The 24085-nt window shown below is 71.3% G+C and carries 22 protein-coding genes and 1 pseudogene; 10 read left to right on the top strand and 13 right to left on the bottom strand.

What is annotated here, in order from left to right; all coding sequences use genetic code 11:
- Positions 1–3 precede the first annotated feature (3 nt).
- Genes HNR76_RS01875 through HNR76_RS01860 form a run of 4 tightly spaced genes read right to left on the bottom strand, consistent with a single transcriptional unit; the run spans position 4 to position 3029 of the window.
- Complete coding sequence (locus HNR76_RS01875; protein ID WP_162311237.1) at positions 4–447, bottom strand: CopD family copper resistance protein; 444 nt, start codon at positions 445–447, stop codon at positions 4–6.
- Complete coding sequence (locus tag HNR76_RS01870; protein WP_162311236.1) at positions 444–1190, bottom strand: ATP-binding cassette domain-containing protein; 747 nt, start codon at positions 1188–1190, stop codon at positions 444–446. The genes HNR76_RS01875 and HNR76_RS01870 overlap by 4 nt, the downstream gene beginning before the upstream one ends.
- A complete protein-coding gene (locus HNR76_RS01865; protein ID WP_162311235.1) occupies positions 1183–1998 on the bottom strand; it encodes an ABC transporter permease in 816 nt (271 codons plus the stop codon). The genes HNR76_RS01870 and HNR76_RS01865 overlap by 8 nt, the downstream gene beginning before the upstream one ends.
- Positions 1995–3029: a substrate-binding domain-containing protein gene (locus HNR76_RS01860; RefSeq protein ID WP_211373179.1), complete on the bottom strand. Its 1035-nt coding sequence runs from the start codon at positions 3027–3029 to the stop codon at positions 1995–1997. Before HNR76_RS01860 ends, HNR76_RS01865 begins: the two co-directional genes overlap by 4 nt.
- A 96-nt stretch (positions 3030–3125) precedes the next feature.
- On the opposite strand from HNR76_RS01860, the gene HNR76_RS01855 reads away from it, so the two are divergent.
- On the top strand, positions 3126–3461 hold the full coding sequence (locus tag HNR76_RS01855) for a DUF3301 domain-containing protein (RefSeq protein WP_162311234.1): 336 nt from the start codon (positions 3126–3128) through the stop codon (positions 3459–3461).
- Positions 3462–3548: 87 nt separating this feature from the next.
- Here the strand turns inward: HNR76_RS01855 and HNR76_RS01850 are convergent, their stop codons facing one another.
- From HNR76_RS01850 to HNR76_RS01825, 6 genes and pseudogenes are all read right to left on the bottom strand, one after another.
- Positions 3549–3989, bottom strand: a complete 441-nt coding sequence (locus tag HNR76_RS01850) for a ClpXP protease specificity-enhancing factor (protein WP_162311233.1) — start codon at positions 3987–3989, stop codon at positions 3549–3551.
- A gap of 46 nt (positions 3990–4035) precedes the next feature.
- Positions 4036–4671, bottom strand: coding sequence for a glutathione S-transferase N-terminal domain-containing protein (locus HNR76_RS01845; RefSeq protein WP_162311232.1), 636 nt, complete (start codon positions 4669–4671; stop codon positions 4036–4038).
- A gap of 165 nt (positions 4672–4836) precedes the next feature.
- Positions 4837–5580: a cytochrome c1 gene (locus tag HNR76_RS01840; RefSeq protein ID WP_162311231.1), complete on the bottom strand. Its 744-nt coding sequence runs from the start codon at positions 5578–5580 to the stop codon at positions 4837–4839.
- Complete coding sequence (locus HNR76_RS01835) at positions 5573–6832, bottom strand: cytochrome b (RefSeq protein ID WP_162311230.1); 1260 nt, start codon at positions 6830–6832, stop codon at positions 5573–5575. Before HNR76_RS01835 ends, HNR76_RS01840 begins: the two co-directional genes overlap by 8 nt.
- A 3-nt stretch (positions 6833–6835) precedes the next feature.
- Positions 6836–7462, bottom strand: a complete 627-nt coding sequence (gene petA / locus HNR76_RS01830; RefSeq protein ID WP_162311229.1) for a ubiquinol-cytochrome c reductase iron-sulfur subunit — start codon at positions 7460–7462, stop codon at positions 6836–6838.
- Between the two features lie 197 nt (positions 7463–7659).
- Positions 7660–8558: pseudogene (locus HNR76_RS01825) on the bottom strand (lytic transglycosylase domain-containing protein).
- 152 nt (positions 8559–8710) lie between these two features.
- Between HNR76_RS01825 and miaB the strand changes: the two are divergent.
- The 9 genes from miaB to HNR76_RS01780 all read left to right on the top strand — a co-directional run bounded on the left by miaB (position 8711) and on the right by HNR76_RS01780 (position 18403).
- Positions 8711–10198 (top strand): tRNA (N6-isopentenyl adenosine(37)-C2)-methylthiotransferase MiaB, encoded by a 1488-nt coding sequence (miaB, locus tag HNR76_RS01820; RefSeq protein ID WP_246428984.1) that lies wholly within the window; start codon positions 8711–8713, stop codon positions 10196–10198.
- A gap of 189 nt (positions 10199–10387) precedes the next feature.
- A complete protein-coding gene (locus HNR76_RS01815) occupies positions 10388–11371 on the top strand; it encodes a PhoH family protein (RefSeq protein ID WP_162311227.1) in 984 nt (327 codons plus the stop codon).
- A gap of 82 nt (positions 11372–11453) precedes the next feature.
- Positions 11454–11936 carry an rRNA maturation RNase YbeY gene (gene ybeY, locus HNR76_RS01810; RefSeq protein WP_162311226.1) on the top strand — a complete coding sequence of 161 codons (483 nt, stop codon included), beginning with the start codon at positions 11454–11456 and terminating at the stop codon, positions 11934–11936.
- 55 nt (positions 11937–11991) lie between these two features.
- Complete coding sequence (locus HNR76_RS01805) at positions 11992–12585, top strand: hypothetical protein (protein ID WP_162311286.1); 594 nt, start codon at positions 11992–11994, stop codon at positions 12583–12585.
- A 41-nt stretch (positions 12586–12626) separates the two neighbouring features.
- Positions 12627–13511, top strand: a complete 885-nt coding sequence (locus HNR76_RS01800; protein ID WP_162311225.1) for a CorC family transporter — start codon at positions 12627–12629, stop codon at positions 13509–13511.
- 71 nt (positions 13512–13582) lie between these two features.
- The gene (locus tag HNR76_RS01795; RefSeq protein ID WP_425501800.1) at positions 13583–14800 is read left to right on the top strand and encodes a lipoprotein N-acyltransferase Lnb domain-containing protein; all 1218 of its coding nucleotides are present in this window, start codon (positions 13583–13585) and stop codon (positions 14798–14800) included.
- Between the two features lie 154 nt (positions 14801–14954).
- Complete coding sequence (locus HNR76_RS01790) at positions 14955–15965, top strand: magnesium and cobalt transport protein CorA (RefSeq protein WP_162311223.1); 1011 nt, start codon at positions 14955–14957, stop codon at positions 15963–15965.
- A gap of 141 nt (positions 15966–16106) precedes the next feature.
- The gene (locus HNR76_RS01785) at positions 16107–18179 is read left to right on the top strand and encodes a carbon starvation CstA family protein (RefSeq protein WP_162311222.1); all 2073 of its coding nucleotides are present in this window, start codon (positions 16107–16109) and stop codon (positions 18177–18179) included.
- Complete coding sequence (locus HNR76_RS01780) at positions 18179–18403, top strand: YbdD/YjiX family protein (protein WP_162311285.1); 225 nt, start codon at positions 18179–18181, stop codon at positions 18401–18403. Before HNR76_RS01785 ends, HNR76_RS01780 begins: the two co-directional genes overlap by 1 nt.
- Positions 18404–18487: 84 nt before the next feature.
- Here the strand turns inward: HNR76_RS01780 and HNR76_RS01775 are convergent, their stop codons facing one another.
- From HNR76_RS01775 to HNR76_RS01765, 3 genes are all read right to left on the bottom strand, one after another.
- Positions 18488–19747: a DUF819 family protein gene (locus HNR76_RS01775; protein WP_162311221.1), complete on the bottom strand. Its 1260-nt coding sequence runs from the start codon at positions 19745–19747 to the stop codon at positions 18488–18490.
- Between the two features lie 78 nt (positions 19748–19825).
- Positions 19826–21937 carry an alpha/beta hydrolase family protein gene (locus tag HNR76_RS01770; protein WP_162311220.1) on the bottom strand — a complete coding sequence of 704 codons (2112 nt, stop codon included), beginning with the start codon at positions 21935–21937 and terminating at the stop codon, positions 19826–19828.
- Between the two features lie 97 nt (positions 21938–22034).
- Complete coding sequence (locus tag HNR76_RS01765; protein WP_162311219.1) at positions 22035–23984, bottom strand: OPT family oligopeptide transporter; 1950 nt, start codon at positions 23982–23984, stop codon at positions 22035–22037.
- Between the last annotated feature and the right edge of the window lie 101 nt (positions 23985–24085).

Here is a 24085-nt window from a genome sequence, read left to right as displayed (position 1 = left end):
CGCTCACCACCCCAGGTGGAACATGAGCTTGGCCAGCAACACGATGCCGACCATGTGGCAGAACACGCTCAGGTGGATGCGCTTGAATGCGGTCGATGCCAGCCGGCGCCGGCGGCGCAGCGACATCGCGTAGAGGAAGTGGCCGAACACGCTCAGCGCCAGCACGATCTTGATCGTCAGCAGCAGGCCGAAGCTGCTCTCCAGCGGGTGCGCCAGCAGCGTGCGGTAGCGCCAGGCCATGCCCATGCCGCTGCCGTACAGCACCGCCAGCACCCACGGCATCAGTTGCCGCGCGCGATTGCCGATGCCGGTCTCCATCTGCAGCATCACGTTGCGCGGCACGTGCCTGCGCACGCTTTCCAGGATCAACACCTCGAAGAACACCGTACCGACGAACATCAGCGCGGCGAACAGGTGCAGGATCAACAACACGGCGTAGTGGCTCATGGCGGGCTCGCTTGCGTCGGGGACGCGGCTGGCGGGAGAAGTCCGGGCGCGCGGGCATGGGCCGGCGCGGAAGAAGGATGTCCAGGGAGGGCTGGCGCGCGGCCGGGCGCGCGAGGTGCGTGCCCGGGCAGGGCATGCGGCCAGGCGCGGCCGCCTTCCAGGCGGATGCAGCGGTCGACCCGCTCGCCCAGTTCCTGCGGGTGGTGGCTCACGCACACCAGCGCCGCGCCGGTGCGCGCCAGTTCCGCGTCGCACAGCGCGCCCAGGGTGCGGCGCAGCTCGGGATCCAGCGCGCCGAAGGGCTCGTCCAGCAGCAGCAGGTCCGGCTCCAGCGCGAATGCCCGTGCCAGGGCCACGCGCTGGGCCATGCCACCGGACAACTGGCGCGGCCAGGCGCCCGCCTCGCCCGCCTGGCCGACCCGGGCCAGCCAGGTTTCGGCGACGGAGCGCGCGTCGTCCCGGGTGCGCCCGGCCGCGCGCAGGGGAATGACCAGGTTCTCGCGCACGCTGCGCCACGGCAGCAGCCGCGGCTCCTGGAACACCAGGCAGGGGCGGGCGAAGCCATTGCGGACCCTGCCGGCGCCAGGGACCAGCAGGCCGGCGGCGAGCTTGAGCACGCTGCTCTTGCCCGCGCCGCTGGGACCGACCAGCCCCAGCCGCTCGCCGCGCGCCAGGCGCAGGGCGAAACCGGCAAGCACGCGGCGGCCGCCCAGGTCCAGCGCGATGCCGTCCAGTTCAAGCATCGGCGCGTCCTCGCGCGAGTGCGGCCAGCGCCGGTGCGGCGTCCTGCCGCCAGCGCGTCAGGTGCCGCTGCAGCGGTTGCAGCAGCCCCAGTTCCAGCACCGCCACCAGGCCCAGCACCAGCACGGCCCAGGCGTAGAGTCCGGCACTGTCGAAGGTGCCGCGGGCGTTGGCCAGGGCGTAGCCGGCGCCGTCCACCGCGCCCAGCACCTCGGCCATCACCACCAGCCGCACGCCGCTGCACGTGGCGATCAACAGGGCCGCGCACAAGGGCGCGGTCAACGCGGGCAACACCACGTGGCGCAGCCGGCGCAGGCGCCCGAAGCGGTAGACCCGGGCCATCTCCACCAGCGCCGGGTCCACCAGCAGCAGGCCCTTGAGCGTGTTCACGTACACCCCCGGCGCCACCAGCGCCACGGTCATGAACACCACCATCGCCGTGCCCAGGCCGAACCACAGCATCGCCAGCACCACCACGATCACGCCCGGCACCGCCATCAGCACCCAGCGCAGCGGTTCCAGCAGCGCGCGCAGGCGCGCATGGCGGCCGGCCAGCAGGCCCAGCACCAGGCCGATGACGATGGCCAGCCCGACCCCGGCCACCACCCGCAGCAGGCTGACCGCGGCGTGGTGGCGAAAGCCTTCCCCGGCGAGCAGCGCTGCCAGCGCCTGCACCGTCTGCGCCGGCGTGGCCATCAGCAGCGGCCCCAGCCGCAGCGCGGCCAGGTGCCAGGCCGCCAGCAACGCCAGCAGGCCCAGGGCCGACCACAGCACCGGCGTCGCGCTCGTCGCTGGCCTGTGGACGTTCATGGGCCGTAGAACCCGGCATCCGGCAGACGGCCGCCGACGGCCTCGGGCTGGCTGTCGAGGATCAACCGGTACAGCGCATCGAGCTGTGGCCGCACCGCGGCCGCGTCCAGCCCGTCCAGGCGCGTGACCCGGATCGACTCCTCCAGTGCCGGTACCGGCATGTGCGGCAGGTACCGGTGGGCCAGGGCCGCGCAGGCGGGCGGATCGGCCTTGCACCACCGCGCCGAGCGCGCGTAGGCGGCGGCGACGGCGCGGTCCAGCGCCGGATCGCCATCCGTGCCCGCGGCGGCCATCACCCCGGCCTGCGGAAGTTCCGGCCGCGCGGGGAAAGCCTGCGCCCACGCCTGCTCCAGGCTCTGCGCGCGGTACAGCGGCGCCCCGCCCTCGTCGCGGTTGCGCCACAGCAGCAGCGAGGCGGTCGGCTCCGGCAGCAGCGCATGCTCGCCCTGGCCGGCCAGCATCAGCGCCACCGCGTCCAGGCCGTCGCGGGCCTGGCGCAACTGGATGCCGGCACCGGCCTCGATGCCGCGCGCCTTGAGCAGCTCGTGCAGGGCGATGGCCCCCATGTCGCGGCGGAACGGCGTCAGCAGCGTCCGCCCGCGCAGGTCGTCGAACCCGGCCACGTCCGGATCGCGGCTGACCAGCCACAGCAGGCCCCACACCGACACGTTCAACAGCCGCACCGGCTCGCCGCGGTTGGCCATCAGCGCCGGCAGGTTGGCCGGGACCGCGCTGTAGTCCAGTTCGCCGCGGGCCAGCAGCACCCGCAACTGGTCCGGGTTCTGCCATAGCCGGAACCGCGCGGGCCGGGGGCGCCGGCCGTGCACGTCGATGCCGGTAAGCGCCATGTGCATCAGCGGGAAGCTCACCACCGCCGAGGGACCGGCCAGCCGCACCGGCACGGCGGCGGGCTCAGCAACCGGGGAGGGGGCGTCCGGCTCGCCGGCACAGGCCGCCAGGGCCAGCAGCAACGCCCAGCGCGCCGTCCGCAGGCCGGAACGGGCAAGACCACCAATAAGAATCATTCTCATGGTTGGCATGCTCGCCCCTGGCACGCCCGCGACCAATGACCTAGGTCAACTCATGGCCGCATTTACCGCCCGCTCGGGCTACGGCACCATGGCGCCATGCCTAGCCTGATCCTGCTGATGATCGCCGGTGCCGCCGCGGCGGCATTCTGGAACGCCGCGCGCGCGGCGGCCGAGCGCGCCGAGGCGCTGGGCCGCGACGCCTGCGCCGCCGCCGGGGTGCAGTGGCTGGACCAGAGCGTGCATGCCAACGGGGTGCGGGTGTACCGGCGCCAGGACGGCTGGCTCGGCCTGGAGCGCAGCTTCCGCTTCGACTATTCCTACGATGGCGCCGACCGCCACAGCGGGCGCCTGGTGCTCAGGGCCGGGCGGCTGGTGTCCTTTACCGGCCCTTCCGCGGGCGCGCGGATCATCCCGCTGGAACGGCGCGATTGAATGCCGCCCGGCGCCTCGGCGCCGGACAAGCCACCCTCGGACGATCTTCGCCGGCACCGACGGCCGGCAACGGCGCCCGCTGCGCGGCTACTTCACCACGCGCAGGTGCGGGCGCTTGCCGGGCGTGGGCGGATCGGCCGGCGGCGGCGCATGCGGCCCCGGGCCATCGCCCGGTCCATCGCCCGGCGGCGAGGCGCTGCTTTCCTCCGGCAGCACCATGCCCTGCCCGGTCTCGCGCGCGTACACCGCCAGCACCGCGCCCACCGGCACGTTCACCGCCTGGCTGACCCCGCCGAAGCGGGCGGTGAAGCCGACCCATTCGTTGTCGATGTGCAGGCCGACCACGGCACGGTCGGCGATGTTCAGCACCACCCGCCCGTCGCGCACCGCGCCCGGCGGCACCTGCACGCCGGATACGCCCGCATCGACGAGGATGTGCGGGGTCATGCCGTTGTCGTTGATCCACTCGGTCAAGGCCCGCAGCAGGTACGGGCGATAACTGGTCATGCTCGCGGCGTCATCGCTCATGCCCGCAGTTTACGCCGCCGGGCCGGGCGCGCGCATCGCCGTCCGGTCATGCCGGCATGTCGCGCAATTTCCTTTCCTGGTCGGTCAGGCTGCGCAGGAAACCGGGATTGCGGAAGATGCGGTTGCCGTAGTCCTCGATGGCCTTGCCGTCCTTGGGCAGCGGCACGTCCAGCGCCTGCAGGCGCCAGACGATCGGCGCCATCGCGCAGTCGGCCAGGCTCATCTCGGGGTTGAGGAAGAACTTGCTGGCCTTGAACAGCGGCAGCGACTCGGTCAGCAGTTCCTTCAGGCGCTTGCGACCGGCCTCGGCCTGCTGCTTGTTGCCCAGTTGGATGGCCTGCACCTGCGGCACCCAGTCGTGCTCGATGCGCAGCATCGCCAGGCGCAGGCGCGCCCGCGACAGCGGGTCCACCGGCATCAGCGGCGGGTGCGGATAGCGCTCGTCCAGGTATTCGCTCACCACCGACGCCGCGTACAGCACCAGTTCGCGCTCGACCAGGGTCGGCACCGAGTGGTACGGGTTGAGGTGGATCAGGTCCTCGGGCGGGTTCTGCGCGTCGACCGGCACCAGGTCGTAGGTCACGCCCTTGGCCGCCAGGACCAGCCGCACGCGATGACAAAGAACGTCATCGACGGAGGAGAACAACGTCAGGGTATTGCGCATGCGCACGCTCGCTGCCATCTAGGCCTCCGACGGCCGGAATCCGCCGGCCGTACCGCTGCCGCCAGCCCCTCGCCGACGGTCGTCACAGTCCCCGAGTGTGCTATCCCCCGGCGGAAAAGCGCAAGGGCGGGGGCCGCCCGGGGCCGGCACGCCGGCCGGACGGGCACGCCGCATCGCAGCACTTCAGTGCACGTCCCGCCAGTATTCCTGCTTGAGCAGGTAGGCCAGGAAGGTCAGTGCGACCAGGAACAGGATCACCCACACACCGATGGCCTGCCGCTTGAGCGCGGCCGGTTCGCCGGCGTATTCGAGGAAATTGGTGACGTCGCGCGCGGCCCGGTCGAACTCGGCCGCCGACAGGTGCCCCGGCGTGGTGACCACCAGCCGCTCCGGGTGGCGCTCGCCGACCGCGTCGGGCTCGCCGAACTCGGCGTGCTGCAGGCCCTGCAGCTCCCACATCGGGTTGGGCATGGACACGTTGGGGAACAGCTTGTTGTTCCAGCCCAGCGGGCGCGACTCGTCCAGGTAGAAGGACTTGAGGTAGGTGTAGATCCAGTCGCTGCCGCGCACGCGGGAGATGACGCTCAGGTCGGGCGGCATCTTGCCGAACCACTTGTCGCCCTGGGCCTGGGTCATGGCCACGTGGATCTGTTCGCCGTACTTGGCGCCGGTGAAGTTGAGGTGGTTCATCACCTCGTCCTCGGTCAGGCCCAGGTCCTCGGCCATGCGCGAATAGCGCAGGTACTTCAGCGAATGGCAGCCGGAGCAGTGGTTCATGTACAACTGCGCGCCGCGCTGCAGGGAGGCGCGGTCGGACAGGTCGTTGTCGGCCTGCTGGACCGGGCCGCCGGCCGCGGCCAGCGCGGTGGCGGAGAACAGGAGCCCGGTGGCGGCTGCGGCTAGCAGGGCAATCCACTTCTTAGTCATGCGTCGTCACCCGTTCCGGCACCGGCTTGGTCTGGTCCAGCTTGGTCCACAGCGGCATGGTCAGGAAGAAAAGGAAGTAATACGCGGTCAGGAAGCGGCCGACGATGGTCTCCACCGGGTCGGTGCCCGGGCCGGCGCCGATCTTGCCCAGCCACACGAAGCTCAGAGCGAACAGGCCCAGCAGCACCTTGGACAGCAGGCCGCGGTAGCGGTAGGACTTGACCTTGGCCCGGTCCAGCCACGGCAGCGCGAACAGGATGGCGATCGCGCCGAACATCACCAGTACGCCGCTGAGCTTGTGCGGGACCACGCGCAGCATCGCGTAGTACGGGGTGTAGTACCACACCGGCTTGATGTGCTCGGGGGTGACCAGCCTGTTGGCCTCGGTGAAGTTGTCGTGTTCGAGGAACCAGCCGCCGAACGCCGGGGCGAAGAAGATGATGAAGGCGGCGATGACCAGCATCGCGAACACGTAGAAGGTGTCCTTCACCGTGTAGTACGGGTGGAACGGCACGCCGTCGGCCGGGGCGGTGGGGGACCAGCGGTTGCCCTTCGGGCCCTTCTTGATCTCCACGCCGTCCGGATTGTTCGAGCCGACCTCGTGCAGCGCGCCCAGGTGCAGCACCACCAGCAGCAAAAGCACCAGCGGCAGGGCGATGACGTGCAGGGCGAAGAAGCGGTTGAGGGTGGCGTCGGAGGGCAGGTAGTCGCCCATGATCCACTCGGTCAGGCCGTTGCCGATCACCGGGATGGCGCCGAACAGCGAGATGATCACCTTCGCGCCCCAGAACGACATCTGGCCCCACGGCAGCACGTAGCCCATGAAGGCCTCGGCCATCAGCACCAGGTAGATCAGCATGCCCAGTATCCACACCAGCTCGCGCGGCTTCTGGTAGGAGCCGTACATCAGCCCGCGGAACATGTGCAGGTAGACGACGATGAAGAACAGCGAGGCGCCGGTGCTGTGCATGTAGCGGATCAGCCAGCCCCACTCCACGTCGCGCATGATGTACTCGACCGAGGCGAAGGCTTCCGCCGCGCTGGCCTTGAAGTGCATCGTCAGGAAGATGCCGGTGACGATCTGGTTGACCAGCACCACCATCGACAGCACGCCGAAGATGTACCAGATGTTGAAGTTCTTCGGCGCGTAGTACTCGGACATGTGCTTCCGGTACATCGGCGCCAGCGCCGGGGCGCGGGCGTTGACCCAGTCCATCGCGCCGGTGGCGGTGCGGGTGAAGATGTTCGCCATGGCTTACGCCCCCGTGCCGTTGGAGGGATCGACGCCGATGACGATGGTGCCGTCGTCGACGTAGTGGTGCGGCGGCACGACCAGGTTGGTCGGCGCCGGCACGCCCTGGAACACGCGCCCGGCCATGTCGAAGCGGGACTTGTGGCAGGGGCAGAAATAACCGCCCTTCCAGTCCGGATCGTACGGCTCGGGCTTGATCTCGGCGGCCATCTCCGGCGAGCAGCCCAGGTGGGTGCACAGGCCCACCAGCACCGAGATCTCCGGCTTGAGCGAGCGCAGCTCCGGGTTGGCCTGGCGCACGTACTCCGGCTGCTGGTCGGCGTTCTCCGACTTGGGGTCGCGCAGGTGGCCGTCCAGGGTGGGCAGCGCGTCGAGCACGGCCTTGGAACGCTTGACGATCCAGATCGGCTGGCCGCGCCATTCCAGGATCAGGCGCTGGCCTTCCTGCAACGCGCTGATGTCCGCGGTCACCGGAGCGCCGGCGAGCTTGGCCCGCGCGCTGGGATTCCAGGACTTGATGAAGGGAACTGCTGCGAACCCGGCACCGACCGCCCCGACCACGGCGGTGGTCGCAGTCAGGAATCGGCGTCGACCCGTGTTCACGGGCGCTTGGACCTCATCATTGGCCATCCGGCACTCCGAAAATCTTCTGCTGGTAGCGTTGGCTGCCTGCGACCCGAACCTGCCAGGAGAGGCAGGCCGGCCGCAAAAGACAACGAAGTGTAACGGAACGCTTAACGGGCCGACAATGGCGGACGCCGCCGCCCGCCCCGGTGCGCCCCGTTTTGCGCACCCCCCATGCGTCGCCGCGGCGACGTTTCCCGGCCTCAACGCGCGGCCTGCACCCCGCGGTAGCGCTCGGCCAGCATGGCCACGCGCTGCACGTAGCGCTGGGTCTCGCTGTAGGGCGGCACGCCCTTGTAGCGGTCGACCGCGCCCTCGCCGGCGTTGTAGCCGGCGCGGCCAGGGTCAGGTCGCCGTTGAAGCGCTTCAGCAGCCAGGCCAGGTACTGCACGCCGCCGCGGATGTTCTGCCCGGCGTCGTAGCTGTCGGCCACCCCGAACCGGCGCGCGGTGGCCGGCATCAACTGCATCAGCCCCTGCGCGCCCACCCGGGACAGCGCGGTGGGGTTGAACGCCGACTCGGCATGGATGACCGCGCGCACGATCGCCTCATCGACCCCGAACTCGCGGGCGGCGGCGGCGATCTCCCCCTGGTAGGCGTTGGTGTTCAGCCGCACCGTGGCGAAGCTCACTCCCGGCTGCAGCGCGCAGGCGTAGCAGGTCTCGATGAAGCTGTAGGCGATGGTGCGCACCTGTTCGGCGGCGGCGCCGCGCGCCGGCGGGCGGCTGCTGAAGTGGCGCACGCCGTCCTGCATGTAGGAATACACCTGGCCGGCGACCCGGCGCTGCGGCGCGCTGCCGGCGTTGCTGCGGTGCGGCCCGGGCGGCAGCGGCGCATGGGAGACCCGCAGGCTTGCCGGCGCGGCATCGGCCCCACCGACAGACGCCACTGCCGGGGGCGGCGGAGGCGGAGGCGCCGGCCGGGCCGGCGAGCGATCCGGCACGTAGCGGCTGAACACCGCGCACTGCGCGCCGGCAATCCGCGTGTTGACGTAGCTGGTCGCGCCGTCCGGGCCGACGCAGCGATACAGGGTGCCGGCACCGGCGGGCGCGGCCACCAGCGCGAACAGCACAAGCCCCAGGATCCCCGGCATCCCCTTCATGGCGCGGAGTTTCCCAGCTTCCCGGGCGCTTGCCAAGCCGTTGTCCGCAAAGAGGAAAGTCGCGGCCGCGGACGCTCCGGGCCGCGCCATGGCGGGCGCCGGCCGCTACACTGTGCGCCTTCCGCCCGCCTGGATTGACCGCCATGACCGGGATGAACGCCACGCCGGACGCCGCTCCGGACGCCGCCATCGCGCCCGCTCCCTCCGCCGCCCCCGCCCTGGTCCCGCTGCCGGGCGCCACGCCGCGCGCCATCCCGGGCGGCGCGCGCGGGAAACTGTTCATCAAGACCCACGGCTGCCAGATGAACGAGTACGACTCGGCCAAGATGGCCGACGTGCTGGCCGAGCACGAGGGGCTGGAACTGACCGACGACCCGGAAGAGGCCGACGTCGTCCTGGTCAACACCTGCTCGATCCGCGAGAAGGCGCAGGAGAAGGTGTTCAGCCAGCTCGGCCGCTGGCGCGTGCTGAAGGAGAGCAGGCTCAAGGACCAGGGCCGCGAGGTCATCATCGGCGTCGGCGGCTGCGTGGCGTCCCAGGAGGGCGAGGCCATCGTCAAGCGCGCGCCCTACGTGGACCTGGTGTTCGGCCCGCAGACCCTGCACCGCCTGCCCGAGCTGATCCGCGCCCGCCGCGAGCAGAACCGGCCGCAGGTGGACATCAGCTTCCCGGAGATCGAGAAGTTCGACCGCCTGCCCGAGCCGCGCGCCGAAGGGCCGAGCGCGTTCGTCTCTATCATGGAGGGCTGCTCCAAGTACTGCAGCTTCTGCGTGGTGCCCTACACCCGCGGCACCGAGGTCAGCCGCCCGTTCGAGGACGTGCTGGTGGAGGTGGCGCAGCTCGCCGCCCAGGGCGTGCGCGAGATCAACCTGCTGGGCCAGAACGTCAACGCCTACCGTGGCCCCTACGGCGAGGACGGCGAGACCGCGGACCTGGGCCTGCTGATCCGCGCCATCGCCCAGATCGAGGGCGTCGGCCGGATCCGCTTCACCACCTCGCACCCGCTGGAGTTCTCCGACTCGCTGGTGGAGGCCTACCGCGACGTGCCGCAACTGGCCGACTACCTGCACCTGCCGGTGCAGGCCGGCAGCGACCGGGTGCTGAGCGCGATGAAGCGCGGCTACACCGCGCTGGAGTTCAAGCAGAAGATCCGCAAGCTGCGCGCGGTGCGGCCGGGCATCTCGGTCAGCTCGGACTTCATCGTCGGCTTCCCCGGCGAGACCGATGCCGACTTCGACAAGACCATGAAGCTGATCGAGGACGTGGGCTTCGACCAGAGCTTCTCCTTCATCTACTCGCGCCGCCCCGGCACCCCGGCCGCGGACCTGGAAGACACCACCCCGGATGCGGTCAAGCACGCCCGCCTGGAACGGCTGCAGGCGGCGATCAACGCCAACGCCGCGCGCATCTCCCGGGCGATGGTGGGCAGCGTGCAGACCGTGCTGGTGGAAGGCCCCTCGAAGAAGAACCCCGACGAGCTGACCGGCAAGACCGAGAACATGCGCTCGGTGAACTTCCCCGGGCCGCGGCGCCTGGTCGGACAGTTCGCCGATGTCGTCATCACCGAGGCGCTGGCCAACTCCCTGCGCGGCCGGGTGGCCATGCGCGGGGACGAAGCCGCGGCGGGCACGGCGGCCTAGCGCAGGCCGGCGGGCAGGTGCCCGCCGCCGGGTACGGACCGCCGGCGCCACGGCCGCCGCACGGCGCGTGGCCGCGGCCCGGCCCAGGCGGGTGCGGCCCCGCTGGCCGCCGGACCCCGGACCGCGCTACGCTTCCCTGCCCCGCCGCGATCACGGCGACCGTGCGCCCGCGCGCGGTGCCGTCCACCGATGACCGTCCCCACCCAGCGCGACTTCACCCTCGACCCGGCCGACACCGAGCGGCTGGCCAACCTGGCCGGCCCGTTCGACGAACACCTGCGCCAGATCGAAATGCGCCTGGGCGTGGAGATCGCCAATCGCGGCAACGTGTTCCGCGTCAGCGGCCCGGAGCCGGCCGTCGTCCGCGCCGAGCGCCTGCTGCAGGCGCTCTACGCCGAGAGCGCCGAGACCACCTACGACAGCCACGTCATCCACCTGCGCCTGAACGCGGCCAACGTCGACCAGGCCGAAGAGCCCGGCTACCAGCCGCAGGACGTGGCGGTGCGCGTGCGCCGCGGCACCGTGCGCGGGCGCGGCGCCAACCAGTCGCGCTACCTGCACGCCATCGCCACCCACGACATCAACTTCGGCGTCGGCCCGGCCGGCACCGGCAAGACCTTCCTGGCCGTGGCCATGGCGGTGGACGCGCTCAACGAATCGCGGGTGCAGCGGCTGGTGCTGGTACGCCCGGCGGTGGAGGCCGGCGAAAAGCTGGGCTTCCTGCCGGGCGACCTCACCCAGAAGGTCGACCCCTACCTGCGCCCGCTGTACGACGCGCTGTACGAGATGCTCGGCGTGGAGAAGGTGGCCAAGCTGCTGGAGAAAAGCGTCATCGAGATCGCACCGCTGGCCTACATGCGCGGGCGCACGCTCAACGACGCCTTCGTGATCCTGGACGAGGCGCAGAACACCACCATCGAGCAGATGAAGATGTTCCTCACCCGCCTGGGCTTCGGCAGCACCGCGGTGGTGACCGGCGACCTGACCCAGATCGACCTGCCCAAGCACGTCAAGTCCGGCCTGCGCGACGCCATCGACGTCCTGCGCGGCGTGGAGGGCGTGAGCTTCACCTTCTTCGAGGCCCGCGACGTAGTGCGCCACCCGCTGGTGGCGCGGATCGTGAGCGCCTACGACATGCGCGACGCGCAGGACCGGGAGACCGGGCCGACATGAAGCCCCTGCGGCCGATCGAGGACGGCGCCGCCGCGGTCTCCACCGCGGGCAGCCGGGTCCGGCCACACCGGAGCCCACGGCCATGACCCGTGGCCCCGTCCGCCTCGACGTCGCCATCAGCTATGCCGTGCCGCGCACCGGCGTGCCGGCGGCGGCCAGCTTCCGCAGGTGGGCCGCCGCCGCGCTGGCCGGCCGCATCCGCGAGGCCGACCTGGCCATCCGCATCGTCGACACCAAGGAAGGCCGCGCGCTCAACCGCCACTACCGCGGCAAGGACTACGCGACCAACGTGCTCAGCTTCCCGGCCGAGCTGCCCGAGGGCCTGCCCAAGGGGGTGAAGCTGCCGCTGCTGGGCGACCTGGTGATCTGCGCGCCGGTGGTGGCCAGCGAAGCCCGGGAACAGGGCAAGCCGGCGAACGCGCACTACGCGCACCTGACCGTGCACGGCGTGCTGCACCTGCTGGGCTGGAACCACGAGGACGACCGCGAGGCCGAGGCCATGGAACAGCTCGAACGCGAGATCCTGGCCGGCCTGGGCCTGCCCGACCCGTATGCCGGGGAGTGAACCGATGCGCATCCTGGAACCGGCGGCGCCACGAGCGGACGCCTGCGTCCCCTCCATGACCGGGTGGGTGATCGTCCTGGCGCTGCTGCTCGCGCCGCTGGCCGCGTTCGCCCGGGACGAGGCCGCGGCCGCGCCGCCGGACCTGGCCGCGCTGATCGAATGCCGCGCGAGCTACGAGGACTTCATGTCCCTGGCGCCGGTGCAGGCCGATCCGCTCGCGGCCGTGGCCCTGGGCTGGCGCCCGCAGCCGCAGGCCAATCCGTTCATGGCCGAGTACCGGCTCAATGCGCCGATCACCGTGTTCGGCCATGCCAGCGACCACATCGCGTTGGCCGGCGAGGGCGTGGTGGCGGTGCTGGACCTGCCCGACCCGCGCGTGCTGGCCCGCGAACTGGCGCTGGAGGCCGGCATCGACACCCCGGACAAGGCGTTGTTCGGGCGCGAGGTGCGCGCCGAGGAACTGCCGGCCGGCGAGGACGGGATCGTCTGGATCGACTCGGCCGTGGTCACCGTATCCAACGTCGATTCACACCCGGGCAAGACCCTGGCCGGCTGCAGCTACAGCCGCGACCCGCTGGAGCCGCAGGACGCGGCGGAAGCCCCGCAGCAGGCCGCCGCCGCCTCGCCGGCCGCCGCCGTTCCGCGCTAGACTCCGGCCAACGCCGTATCTCCGGCGCCCGTCCGCCCCCGATGTCAGAAGACGACAGTAGCAGCCGAACCGCATCCGAACCGCACGAGAAGCGGCGCAACTGGCTGGAGCGCATCAGCGCCGCCTTCTCCGGAGAGCCCGACACCCGCGAGGACCTGCTGGCCGTGCTGCAAGACGCGCAGGGCAACGGGCTGATCGACGCCGACACCCTGCGCATGATGGAAGGCGCCTTGTCGGTGTCCGAGCTGGCCGTGGGCGATGTGATGGTCTCGCGCTCGCAGATGGTCTCGCTGCCGGCCGACGCGGGCTTCGCCGAGCTGCTGCGGCAGGTGGTCGAGTCGGGGCATTCGCGCTTCCCCGTGCACGGCGAGGATCGCGACGAGATCCTCGGCATCCTCCTGGCCAAGGACCTCCTGCGCGGCGTGGTGGCCGACAACGGCTCCGGCGACATCCATGCGCTGCTGCGCCCGGCGGTGCTGATCCCCGAGTCGAAGAAGCTCAACGTCCTGCTCAAGGAATTCCGGCTCTCGCGCAACCACATGGCGATCGTGGTGGACGAATACGGCGGCGTGGCCGGCCTGGTCACCATCGAGGACGTGCTGGAGCAGATCGTCGGCCGGATCGACGACGAGCACGACGAGGCCGAGGACGACAGCGCGCTGATCGCGGCCCAGGCCGACGGCCAGTACGTGGTCGACGCGCTCACCCCGATCGGCGACTTCAACCAGCGCTTCGGCGCGAGCTTCCCCGACGACGAGTACGACACCATCGGTGGCCTGGTCACCGAGGCCATCGGCCACCTGCCCGAGTCCGGCGAGGAACTGACCCTGGACCGCTTCGCCTTCCGGGTGATCCGCGCCGATGCGCGCCGGGTGCTGGCGTTCCAGGTCGGCGTGCTGGCGCCGGAGCCGGAGGACGAGGACTGATGCGCCCGTGCGCGCCGGCGTCACCGCGGCCGCGCCGGCCGGCCCCGCCCGAGTCACGGAGCGCGCCGCCGGTGGCGCGCACCCGCGTCGCCACGCGCGGCCCGCGGGCATGGCTCCTGCTGCTGTTGCTCGCATGGCTGCCGGGCCCGGCCCAGGCCGCCGCGCCGCGCATCGGGGTGATGACCATGCAGCCGGGGGAGGCGTTCTTCGAGCGCTTCGGCCACGACGCCATCCTCGTCGCCGATGCCGGCACCGGCACGGCGACCTCGTACAACTTCGGCTACTTCGACCCCTCCGAGCCGGACTTCCTCGGCCGCTTCGTGCGCGGCGAGATGATGTACTACCTGGTCGCCCTGCCGATGGCCGAGGACCTGGGCCAGTATCGCGACGCCGGGCGCGGCGTGCGCGTGCAGTGGCTGGACCTGGAACCGGCGCGGGCGCGGGCGCTGGCCGATGCGCTGGCCGAGCGGGCGCGGCCGGAGAACGCACGCTACCGCTACGACTACTTCACCGCCAACTGCGCCACCCAGGTGCGCGACGCGCTGGACGACGCCCTGGACGGCGGCTTGAAGGCGCAGTTGTCCGGCCGCTCGCGCGGCAACACCTTCCGCAGCGAGTCGGTGCGCCTGGCGCGGCCGGCCGCGTGGATGTGGCTGGGGTTCGACCTGGGCCTGGGGCCGTACGCCGACCGGCGGCTGTCGCGCTGGGACGAGGCCTTCGTGCCGATGCGCCTGGCCGACAGCCTGCGCGAGGCGCACACCCCCGACGGCCGGCCGCTGGTGCTGGCCGAGGAGGAACTGCTGCCGCACCGCATCGCCCCCGAGCCGTCCGAACGGCCGCGCCGCGCCTGGCCGTGGCTGCTGGCCGGCCTGGCCGCCGCCGCCGCGCTGCTGGCCGCGCGCCGCCGGACGCGCCTGCTGGGCGGGATCGCACTGCCGTTCTGGCTGCTGTGCGGGACGGGGGGCACGCTGCTGGTGTTCCTGTGGGGCTTCACCGCGCACCAGGCCGCCTGGGCCAACCGCAACCTGTGGCTGCTCGATCCGCTGTGCCTGCTGCTGCTGCCCGGGGCGGTGGCGCTGCTGCGCGGGCGCATGCCCGGCGGGTTCTTCCGCCTCGCGCTGTGGGCGGTCGCCGCGCTGGCCGCGCTGGGCTGGATACTGCAATGGCTCAGCCAGGCCCCGCAGTACAACCTGCCGTGGATCGCGCTGCTGCTGCCGGTGCACGCGGCCCTGGCCCTGGCGCTGGGCCGCAGGCCGCGCACGCGCCGCGACCCGGTCGCCGCACCGTAGGGGCCAGCTTCGGGCGGCGGCGACCGCCCGAGCCCGGGACGATCGGCACGCAGGCACCCCCTCCGCCGTCCTTGCCGCATCCTGCGGTGCGCCCGGCCTCGGGGCCGCGGCGCTCGCCTTGCCCCTCCTCCCGGCGCAGTGCAGGATGCGCCGCATGAATCCCCAGGCCGCCCCCGTCAATCCCACCTGCGTCGTCAACTGCGTCTGGTACGACGGCCAGGGCCACCGCCACGACCTGCCGCTGGAACGGCTGAGCGACCGGCTGGAGGAAGGCGCGCCGGGGTTCGCCTGGGTCGGGCTATACGAACCGACCGACGACGTGCTGGCGCGGCTGCAGGAGGAACTGGGCCTGCACCCGCTGGCGGTGGAGGACGCGCGCAACGCGCACCAGCGGCCGAAGGTGGAGGCCTATGGCGACACCCTGTTCCTGGCGGTGCACACCGCGCAGATGGTCGACGGCCGCATCCGCTACGGCGAGACCCATGCCTTCCTCGGCGCGCGCTTCCTGCTGACCGTGCGCCACGGCGCCTCGCTGTCCTACGCGGCCGTGCGCGCGCGCATGGAGCGCGAGCCGGAATTGCTGCGGCTGGGGCCGGCGATGGCGCTGTACGCGGCGCTCGACTTCGTGGTCGACAACTACCTGCCCATCGTCGACGAACACCGCGACACCCTGCAGGCGCTGGAGCGCGACATCTTCTCCGACACCTACCGCCGCGCGATCGTGGTGCGCCTGTACGACCTCAAGCGCGACCTGACCTCGATGCGCGTGGCGGTCTCGCCGCTGCAGGACGTGCTGGCCCAGTTGATGCGCAGCCAGGCCGCGCAGGGCCAGTTGATCCGCGAGGAGGTGCGGGTCTACCTGCGCGACGTGCACGACCACGTGCTGCGCATCAACGACGCCATCGACACCCTGCGCGACATGCTCGGCACCGCGCTGAGCGTGAACCTGTCGCTGGTCACCCTGGCCCAGGGCGAGACGGTCAAGCGCCTGGGCGCCTGGGCCGCGCTGCTGGCCGCGCCGACCCTGGTCACCAGTTGGTACGGCATGAACTTCGCCCACATGCCCGAACTGGAACCGCGCTGGGCCTATCCGCTGCTGGTGGCCGGCCTGGCCGTGGCCTGCTTCGGGCTGTACCGGCTGTTCAAGCGCGCGCGCTGGCTGTGAAGGCGCCGGCACGCGTCGCGATGCCTTCCCGTGCGATCGCGCGCACGCTTCGACCAAAGTCGCAGCGGCATTTGCGCACCGCGCATTGACCTGCCCGACGCGCGGGCGGACCCTTGGCCGGTCCCTTCGGAGGCGTCCTCCATGAAAGCCCTTTCCAAAGTCGCCTGGGCCGCGCTGGCCCTGCTGGGCGCGTTCTGCCTGGGCACCATCGCCCTGCGCCGCGGCGAACAGATCAACGCGCTGTGGATCGTGGTCGCGGCGGTGTCCATCTACCTGGTGGCCTACCGCTACTACGCGCTGTTCATCGCCGACCGGGTGCTGGGCCTGGACGCGTCCCGGGCCACCCCGGCGATGCTCAACAACGACGGCCTGGACTACGTGCCGACCAACAAGCACGTGCTGTTCGGCCACCACTTCGCCGCCATCGCCGGGGCCGGCCCCTTGGTCGGCCCGGTGCTGGCCGCGCAGATGGGCTACCTGCCCGGCCTGCTGTGGCTGGTGGCCGGCGTGGTCCTGGCTGGCGCGGTGCAGGACTTCATGGTGCTGGTGATCTCCAGCCGCCGCGACGCGCGCTCGCTGGGCGACCTGGTGCGCGAGGAGATGGGCCCGGTGCCCGGCACCATCGCCCTGTTCGGCGCGTTCCTGATCATGATCATCATCCTGGCGGTGCTGGCGATGATCGTGGTCAAGGCGCTGGCCGAGAGCCCGTGGGGCATGTTCACGGTGATCGCGACGATGCCCATCGCCATCCTGATGGGCCTGTACATGCGCTATGTCCGCCCCGGGCGGATCGGCGAGATCTCGGTGGTGGGCCTGGTCCTGCTGCTGGCGGCGATCTGGTTCGGCGGGCGGGTGGCCGCCGATCCGGTGTGGGGCCCGGCCTTCACCTTCAGCGGCACCCAGATCACCTGGATGCTGATCGGCTACGGCTTCGTCGCCGCGGTGCTGCCGGTGTGGCTGCTGCTGGCGCCGCGCGACTACCTGTCCACGTTCCTGAAGATCGGCACCATCCTGGCGCTGGCCATCGGCATCGTGATCGTCATGCCCGAGCTGCGCATGCCGGCGCTGACCCGCTTCACCGACGGCACCGGCCCGGTATGGAAGGGCGGGATGTTCCCGTTCCTGTTCATCACCATCGCCTGCGGCGCGGTGTCCGGCTTCCACGCGCTGATCGCCTCGGGCACCACACCCAAGCTGATGGCCAACGAGCGCCATGCCACGTATCTGGGCTACGGCGGCATGCTGATGGAATCGTTCGTGGCGGTGATGGCGCTGGTGGCCGCGGCGATCATCGACCCGGGCGTGTACTTCGCCATGAACAGCCCCGCCGCGCTGATCGGCACCGATGTCGCCAGCGTGGCCCAGACCGTGTCCAGTTGGGGCTTCGTGGTCACCCCCGAGGTGCTGCAGCAGACCGCGGTGGACGTGGGCGAACCGTCCATCCTCTCGCGTGCCGGCGGCGCGCCCACGCTGGCGGTGGGCATCGCCCAGATCCTGCACAGCGCGCTGCCGGGCGAAGGCATGATGGCGTTCTGGTACCACTTCGCGATCCTGTTCGAGGCGCTGTTCATCCTCACCGCGGTGGATGCGGGTACGCGCTCGGGCCGGTTCATGCTGCAGGACCTGCTCGGCAGCTTCGTCCCGGCCATGCGCCGCACCGACGCCTGGGTGCCCAACGTGGTCGCCACCGGCGGCTGCGTGGCGCTGTGGGGCTACTTCCTCTACCAGGGCGTCACCGACCCGCTGGGCGGCATCAACATGCTGTGGCCGCTGTTCGGCATCGCCAACCAGATGCTGGCGGGCATCGCGCTGATGCTGTGCACGGTGGTGCTGTTCAAGGCCAAGAAGGACCGCTACGCCTGGGTGCCGGTGCTGCCCACCGTGTGGCTGCTGGCCTGCACGCTCAGCGCGGGCTGGATCAAGCTGTTCTCGGCCGACCCGGGCGTGGGCTTCCTGGCCCAGGCCAACCGCTACCGCGACGCACTGGCCGCCGGCGAGCTGATCGCCCCGTCCAAGGATTTCGGCGGCATGCAGCAGGTGATGGTGAACAACTACGTCAACGCGGGGCTGACCCTGTTGTTCATGCTGGTGGTGCTGAGCGTGCTGTTCTATTCCGTGGGCGCGATCCGCAAGGCACGCGCCAATCCGGCGCGTACCGACCGGGAGACGCCCTACGTGGCGCTCGCCCCCGAGCAGCAGAAGGCGTGGCTGTGATGGCCGGGCAACTGGTGCCGCTGGACTACTTCGCCACGCACAAGCGGGTGTGGCGCCGGCTGGTGCAGACCGCGCGGCTGTGCTGCGGCATCCCGGACTACGACACCTACGTCCGGCACATGCTGGAGAAGCATCCGGACCGGGAGCCGATGGACTACAAGGCCTTCTTCCGCGAACGCCAGGAGGCCCGCTTCGGCGGGCGCTCCGGGTTCAGGTGCTGTTGACGCCGCGCGGCGGCGGCGTGCCCGCAGGAACCGGATATGGCCGGCTCCTGCAGGGCCGCATGCGACGGCCGGCTACGGCACTGGCTACTGCCCTGCCATCACGCGCAGGATCTGGCCGATGCCATAGGCGATGACGGTGCCGCTGGCGTAGCCGACCGTGCCCAGCAGCACTCCCACCGGCGCCAGGCTCGGATGGAACGCTGCGGCGACCACCGGCGCCGAGGCGGCCGCGCCGATGTTGCCCTGCGAACCGATCGCGAAATAGAACAGCGGCGCCTTGAGCAGCCTGGCCGCCAGCCAGATCACCAGGACGTGGGTGAGCATCCAGATCGCGCCGATGGCGAGCAGTTCCGGCCGCCCGGCCAGTTCCATGAAGTCCATCTGCATGCCGATGCTGGCGATCAGGAAATAGAGGAACACCGTGCCCAGCTTCGAGGCGCCGGCGCTTTCCAGGCGGCGCACGGGCGTGAAGCTCAGGCCCAGGCCGGCCAGCGTGGACAGCACCACCACCCAGACGAAGGAAGAGTCCAGGCTGAACTGCGACGCGTTGGCCACGTTCGCGGCGAACCAGGCCGCGACCGGCGCGCCCAGCGCATGGGCCAGCCCCACCGCGCCGAACGCCAGCCCCACGATCAGCATCAGGTCGGTCAGGCTGGGGATGCGCGCGTTGGCCGCCTCGTAGGCGACGATGCGGGCCTGCATCTCGTCCAGCGCGCGGGTGTCGGCGCCGCTGCGCGCGTCGATCCGCGCGGCGCGGTTGGCCAGGAACAGCAGCGTGGCCATCCACAGGCTGGCGATGGCCACGTCCACCACCGCGAACTGCCCGAACAAGGTCGCGTCGACCTGGTACACCTCGCGGATGGCGACCATGTTGGCGCCGCCGCCGATCCAGCTTCCCGCCAGCGCGGCCATGCCCTTCCAGGTATCGCCGGCCACCGCCGGGGGATGGAGCCAGGCCATCGCCTGGAACGAGACCATCGCCCCCAGCACCACGCCCAGGGTGCCCGCGCAGAACACGAACAGCAGCCGCGGGCCGAGCCTGAGGATGCCCTTCAGGTCCACGGACAGGGTCAGCAGCACCAGCGCGGCGGGCAGCAGTACGCGGCTGGCCACCGGGTTGTAGATGTGGTTGTCGACGCCGTCGATCAGGCCGACGGTGTTGTACAGCGCCGGCACGAAGTAGCACAGCAGCAGCGCCGGGATCCAGGCGAAGAACTTCCTCCAGAACGGCGTGGGCCCGCTGGCCAGCCAGAAGATCGCGCCCAGGGTGGCGGCGATCAGGCCGAACAGGACGATGTCGTTCTGGACCAGTGCGGCGGAAGGTGCGGTGGCCTGGATCGCCATCGGCGTCGGTTCTCCTGTTCGTCCCGGTCCACAGCCCCGGAGAGGCGATGGCCGGCATCGCGCCGGCCATCGGCTGGATCACTGCCCGATGTGCTTCTTCAGCCAGGCATTGACGGTGTCGTGCCAGAGCACGCTGTTGGCCGGCTTGAGCACCCAGTGGTTCTCGTCCGGGAAATACAGCAGTTGCGACTCGATGCCGCGGCGCTGCAGCGCGGTGAAGGCGGACAGGCCCTGGTCCACCGGCACCCGGTAGTCCTTCTCGCCCTGCACCACCAGCATCGGCACGCGCCACTTGGCCACGTGGTTGACCGGGTTGAACTTCTCGTAGTTCTCCGGCACCTGGTACGGGGTGCCGCCGTTCTCCCACTCGCTGAACCACAGTTCCTCGGTCACGTAGCCCATCGAGCGGGTGTCGAACACGCCGTCGTGGTTGACCAGGCACTTCCACGGCGAGGCGCCGGCCTCGTCGAACCAGTTGCCGGCGATCCAGTTGATCATGTAGCCGCCGTAGCTGGCGCCCAGCGCGCAGGCGCGGCCGCCGTCGAGGAAGGCGTACCTGTCCTGAGCGGCGGCCCAGCCCTTCTGCAGGTCGACCAGCGGCTTGCCGCCCCAGTCGCCGCTGATCGAATCGGTGAAGGCCTGGCCGTAGCCGGTGGAGCCGTGGAAGTCGATCATCACCACCGCGTAGCCCTGCCCGGCGTAGGTCTGCGGGTTCCAGCGGTAGCTCCAGCCGTCGCCGAAGCTGCCCTGCGGACCGCCGTGGATCAGGAACGCGACCGGGTACTTCGTTCCCTCCTCGTAGTTCCAGGGCTTGACCACGTAGCCGTGCACCGTCTCGCCGTTCCAGCCGGGGAAGCTGAACTGCTCGTAGGCGCCGAAGGCCACCTCCGGCAGCGCATCGCCGGCGCTGGGCGTGATCGCGCGCTGCACCTGCGGGCTGGACAGCGAGGCGGTGAACAACTGGTCGCCGCTGTGCAGCGAGTTGCGGGTGAAGGCCAAGGTGTCGCCGGCGATCTCGAACGCGCCGAGGGTGCCCCCGCCGACCCGCCTGTCCACCCTGCCGCTGGCCACGTCCACCGCGAACAGCGGATGCTCGCCGGTGTCCTGGGCGGTGGTGTACAGGGTGCGCCCATCGGCCGAGGCGACGATGCCGTCGGCGCTGCGGTCCCAGTCCGGGGCGATCTCGCGCACCTGCCCGGTGGCCATGTCGCGCGCCATCAGGGCGAAGCGGTCGGCCTCGAAGCCGGGCCGCTTCATCGCGCGGTAGAACAGCGTCCCGCCATCGGCGCTGAACACCGGGCCCGCGTCCCAGGCCGGGTTGGCCGCGGTCAGGTTGACCGGCGCGCCGCCGTCCACCGGCAGCCGGTACAGGTCGAAGTTGGTCGACCACGGCTCGCTGCCGCCGGCGATGCGCACGCTGGCCACCACGCTGGCGCCATCCGGCGCCCAGGCGTAGTCGTCGTTGCCGCCGAACGGCTTGGCCGGGATGTCGCCGTCCAGCGCCGCGCTCAGCGCCGTGGCCGCCTGCACCGCGCCGCCGCCCGAGGCGGGCAGCGCGGCCACGAACAGGCGGCTGCGGCGCCCGTCCTTCCAGGTGTCCCAGTGGCGCACGAACAGTTGCTCGTACAGCACGCCGCTGGCCTTGCCCGCCGCGCGCGCGTCGAGCCGCTTGCGGGTGCAGGCGAAATCGGCCGCGCAGTCGGCGAAGGTGTCCGCGCTGAACGCCACCCGCGTCCCGTCCGGCGACAACCGGTAGCTGCCGATGTCCAGGGCGAAGTCGGTCAACTGGCGCGGCTTGCCGCCGGCGGCCGCGACCGCGTAGAGCTGGGCCGTGCCGGACCTGGCGCTGAGGAAGTACACCGTGCGGCCGTCGGGGGCGAAGGCCGGCGAGTTCACGCTCCAGTCCTCCGGGGTCAGCCGCCTGGGCGGCGCCAGGTCGCGGGTGCGCAGGTCGCGGATCCACAGCCCGGTGGTGGCCTTGCCCAGGTCCCCGCCCGCGCCCTCGACCGCGATCTCGCGCTGAGCGAACACCACCCGCGCGCCATCGGGCGACAGGGTGGGCGAGGACACGCGGTTCAGGGCCTGCAGGTCGCGCACGTCGAAGCCGCGCGCGGCCTCGGCCGCGGAAGGAAGCATCGCCAGGCCCAGCAGGCCGGCAAGCGCGAACATGAGGGAACGGTCGGGTTTCATCCGGGGCTTCTCCTGGCGGGAACGGTCCCGGGTGCTGGACAGCGCCGCCGGGCCGGCGCATCGGCGGAAGGCGCTGCCCCCCGCCGGCGGGATGGCATCAGGCGGCCGCTTCGCCACGCTTGCCGGTTCGGTACAGCAGCCAGCCGACGAAGGCCAGCACCGCCAGCCCGATCCACTGCGCCCAGGCGCCGGAATCCAGCGGCAGCGCCAGCACCTCCGAGTCGCGGGCGATCACGATGGGCAGGGCGATGGCGATGCCCATCAGCGCCTCGCCGGTGATCAGGCCGGCCGAGAACAGCACGCCGGGGCGGTGCACGCGGTCCAGCCCGGCCTCGTCGTCGTCGCGCACCTTGTGCAGGCGCTGCACCAGGTGCGCGAGCAGGCCGCCGAGGAAGATCGGCACCATCAACTCGAGCGGCAGGTAGATGCCGATGGCCGCGGCCAGCACCGGCACCCGGAAGCGCGAGCCGCGCGCCTTCAGCCAGCCGTCCAGCGCGATCACCAGCGCACCGACCACGCCGCCGATGGCGATCATCGTCCACGGCAACTGCCCGCCGAACAGGCCCTTGGCCACCGAGGCCATCAGGTTGGCCTGCGGCGCCGGCAGGGTCTTGGAGCCGATGCCGTAGGCCTGCTGCAGCAGGTTCAGCACCGGGGCCATGACCAGGGCGCAGGAGAACGCGCCGATGCCCAGCATCAGTTGCTGCTTCCACGGCGTGGCGCCGACCAGGTAGCCGGTCTTCAGGTCCTGCAGGTTGTCGCCGCCCACCGCCGCCGCGCAGCACACCACCGCGCCGATCATGATCGCGGCCACCGCGCCCAGCGGCGCGCCGCCCACCTGCGTCTGGCCGTCGCTGCCCAGCAAGACCAGCAGCACCACCGAGGCGAACAGGATGGTGGCGATGGTGATGCCCGAGACCGGGTTGTTGGACGAGCCGACCAGGCCGGCCAGGTAGCCGGATACCGACACGAACAGGAAGCCGGCGACGATCATGATGATCGTCATCGGGATGCTGACATGCCACTGACCGACGATGGCCTGGTACAGCGCCAGCAGCGGCAGCACGAACAGCACCAGCGCCGCCAGCATCCACTTCATCGGCAGGTCGCGGTCGGTCTCGGCGGTGCCCTGCGCGGCGCCCTTGCGCGCGGCCGCGAAGCCGCTGCGGATGCCGGCCAGCAGCGAGTTGCGCAGCGAGAACAGGGTCCACACCCCGCCCACCAGCATCGCGCCCACGCCCAGGAAGCGGATCTTCGCGTTCCAGATCGCGAACGCCGCATCGGCCGCGGGCTGGCCGGCGATGGCGGCGGCCAGCGACGGGTCGCTCTGGAGGAAGAAGGCGTGGTACAGCGGGATGGCGATGTGCCAGGACAGGATGGCGCCGGACAGGACCACGATGCCCACGTTCAGGCCGACGATGTAGCCCACGCCCAGCAGCGCCGGCGACAGGCCGGTGCCCAGGTAGCCGATCACGCGATTGTCGGCGAAGTAGCCGGCCACCGCCCAACTGTCCGGGATCAGGCGCAGGCCGTTGCCCGCGGCCAGCTTGACCAGGGCGCCGATGCCGGCCGAAAGGCCCAGGATCTTCAGCCCCGGCCCCGGGTTGTCGCCGGCCTTGAGCACCTCGGCGGCGGCCTTGCCCTCGGGGAACGGCAGCGGGTCCTCGACGATCATCGAGCGCCGCAGCGGCACCGAGAACAGCACGCCCAGCAGCCCGCCCAGGCCGGCGATGCCCAGCACCCACCAGTACTTGAAGTCGGGCCAGTAGCCCATCAGCACCAGCGCGGGGATGGTGAAGATGACGCCGGCCGCGATCGACGAACCGGCCGAGGCGCCGGTCTGGACGATGTTGTTCTCCAGGATGGTGCCGCCGCCCAGCAGCCGCAGCACGCCCATGGACACCACCGCCGCGGGGATCGCGGTGGCCACGGTCAGGCCCGCGAACAGGCCCAGGTAGGCGTTGGCCGCCGCCAGCACCACGGCCAGGACGATGGCCAGGACCACAGCGCGGAAGGTCAGTTGCGGCGTACCGGCGGGATGGGCCACTTGGTTTCCCCTGCAATCATGAAGCCCGACACGCTATCGGCCCGGCGGCGGCAAGTCCAGTGGAGGAAGGCCGGGGGCCGCCGGCCTGGATTTGCTGGAAG

This window comes from Pseudoxanthomonas broegbernensis, assembly GCF_014202435.1.
Lineage (GTDB): Bacteria > Pseudomonadota > Gammaproteobacteria > Xanthomonadales > Xanthomonadaceae > Pseudoxanthomonas > Pseudoxanthomonas broegbernensis.
This window is presented reverse-complemented; position numbering and strand designations above follow the sequence as displayed.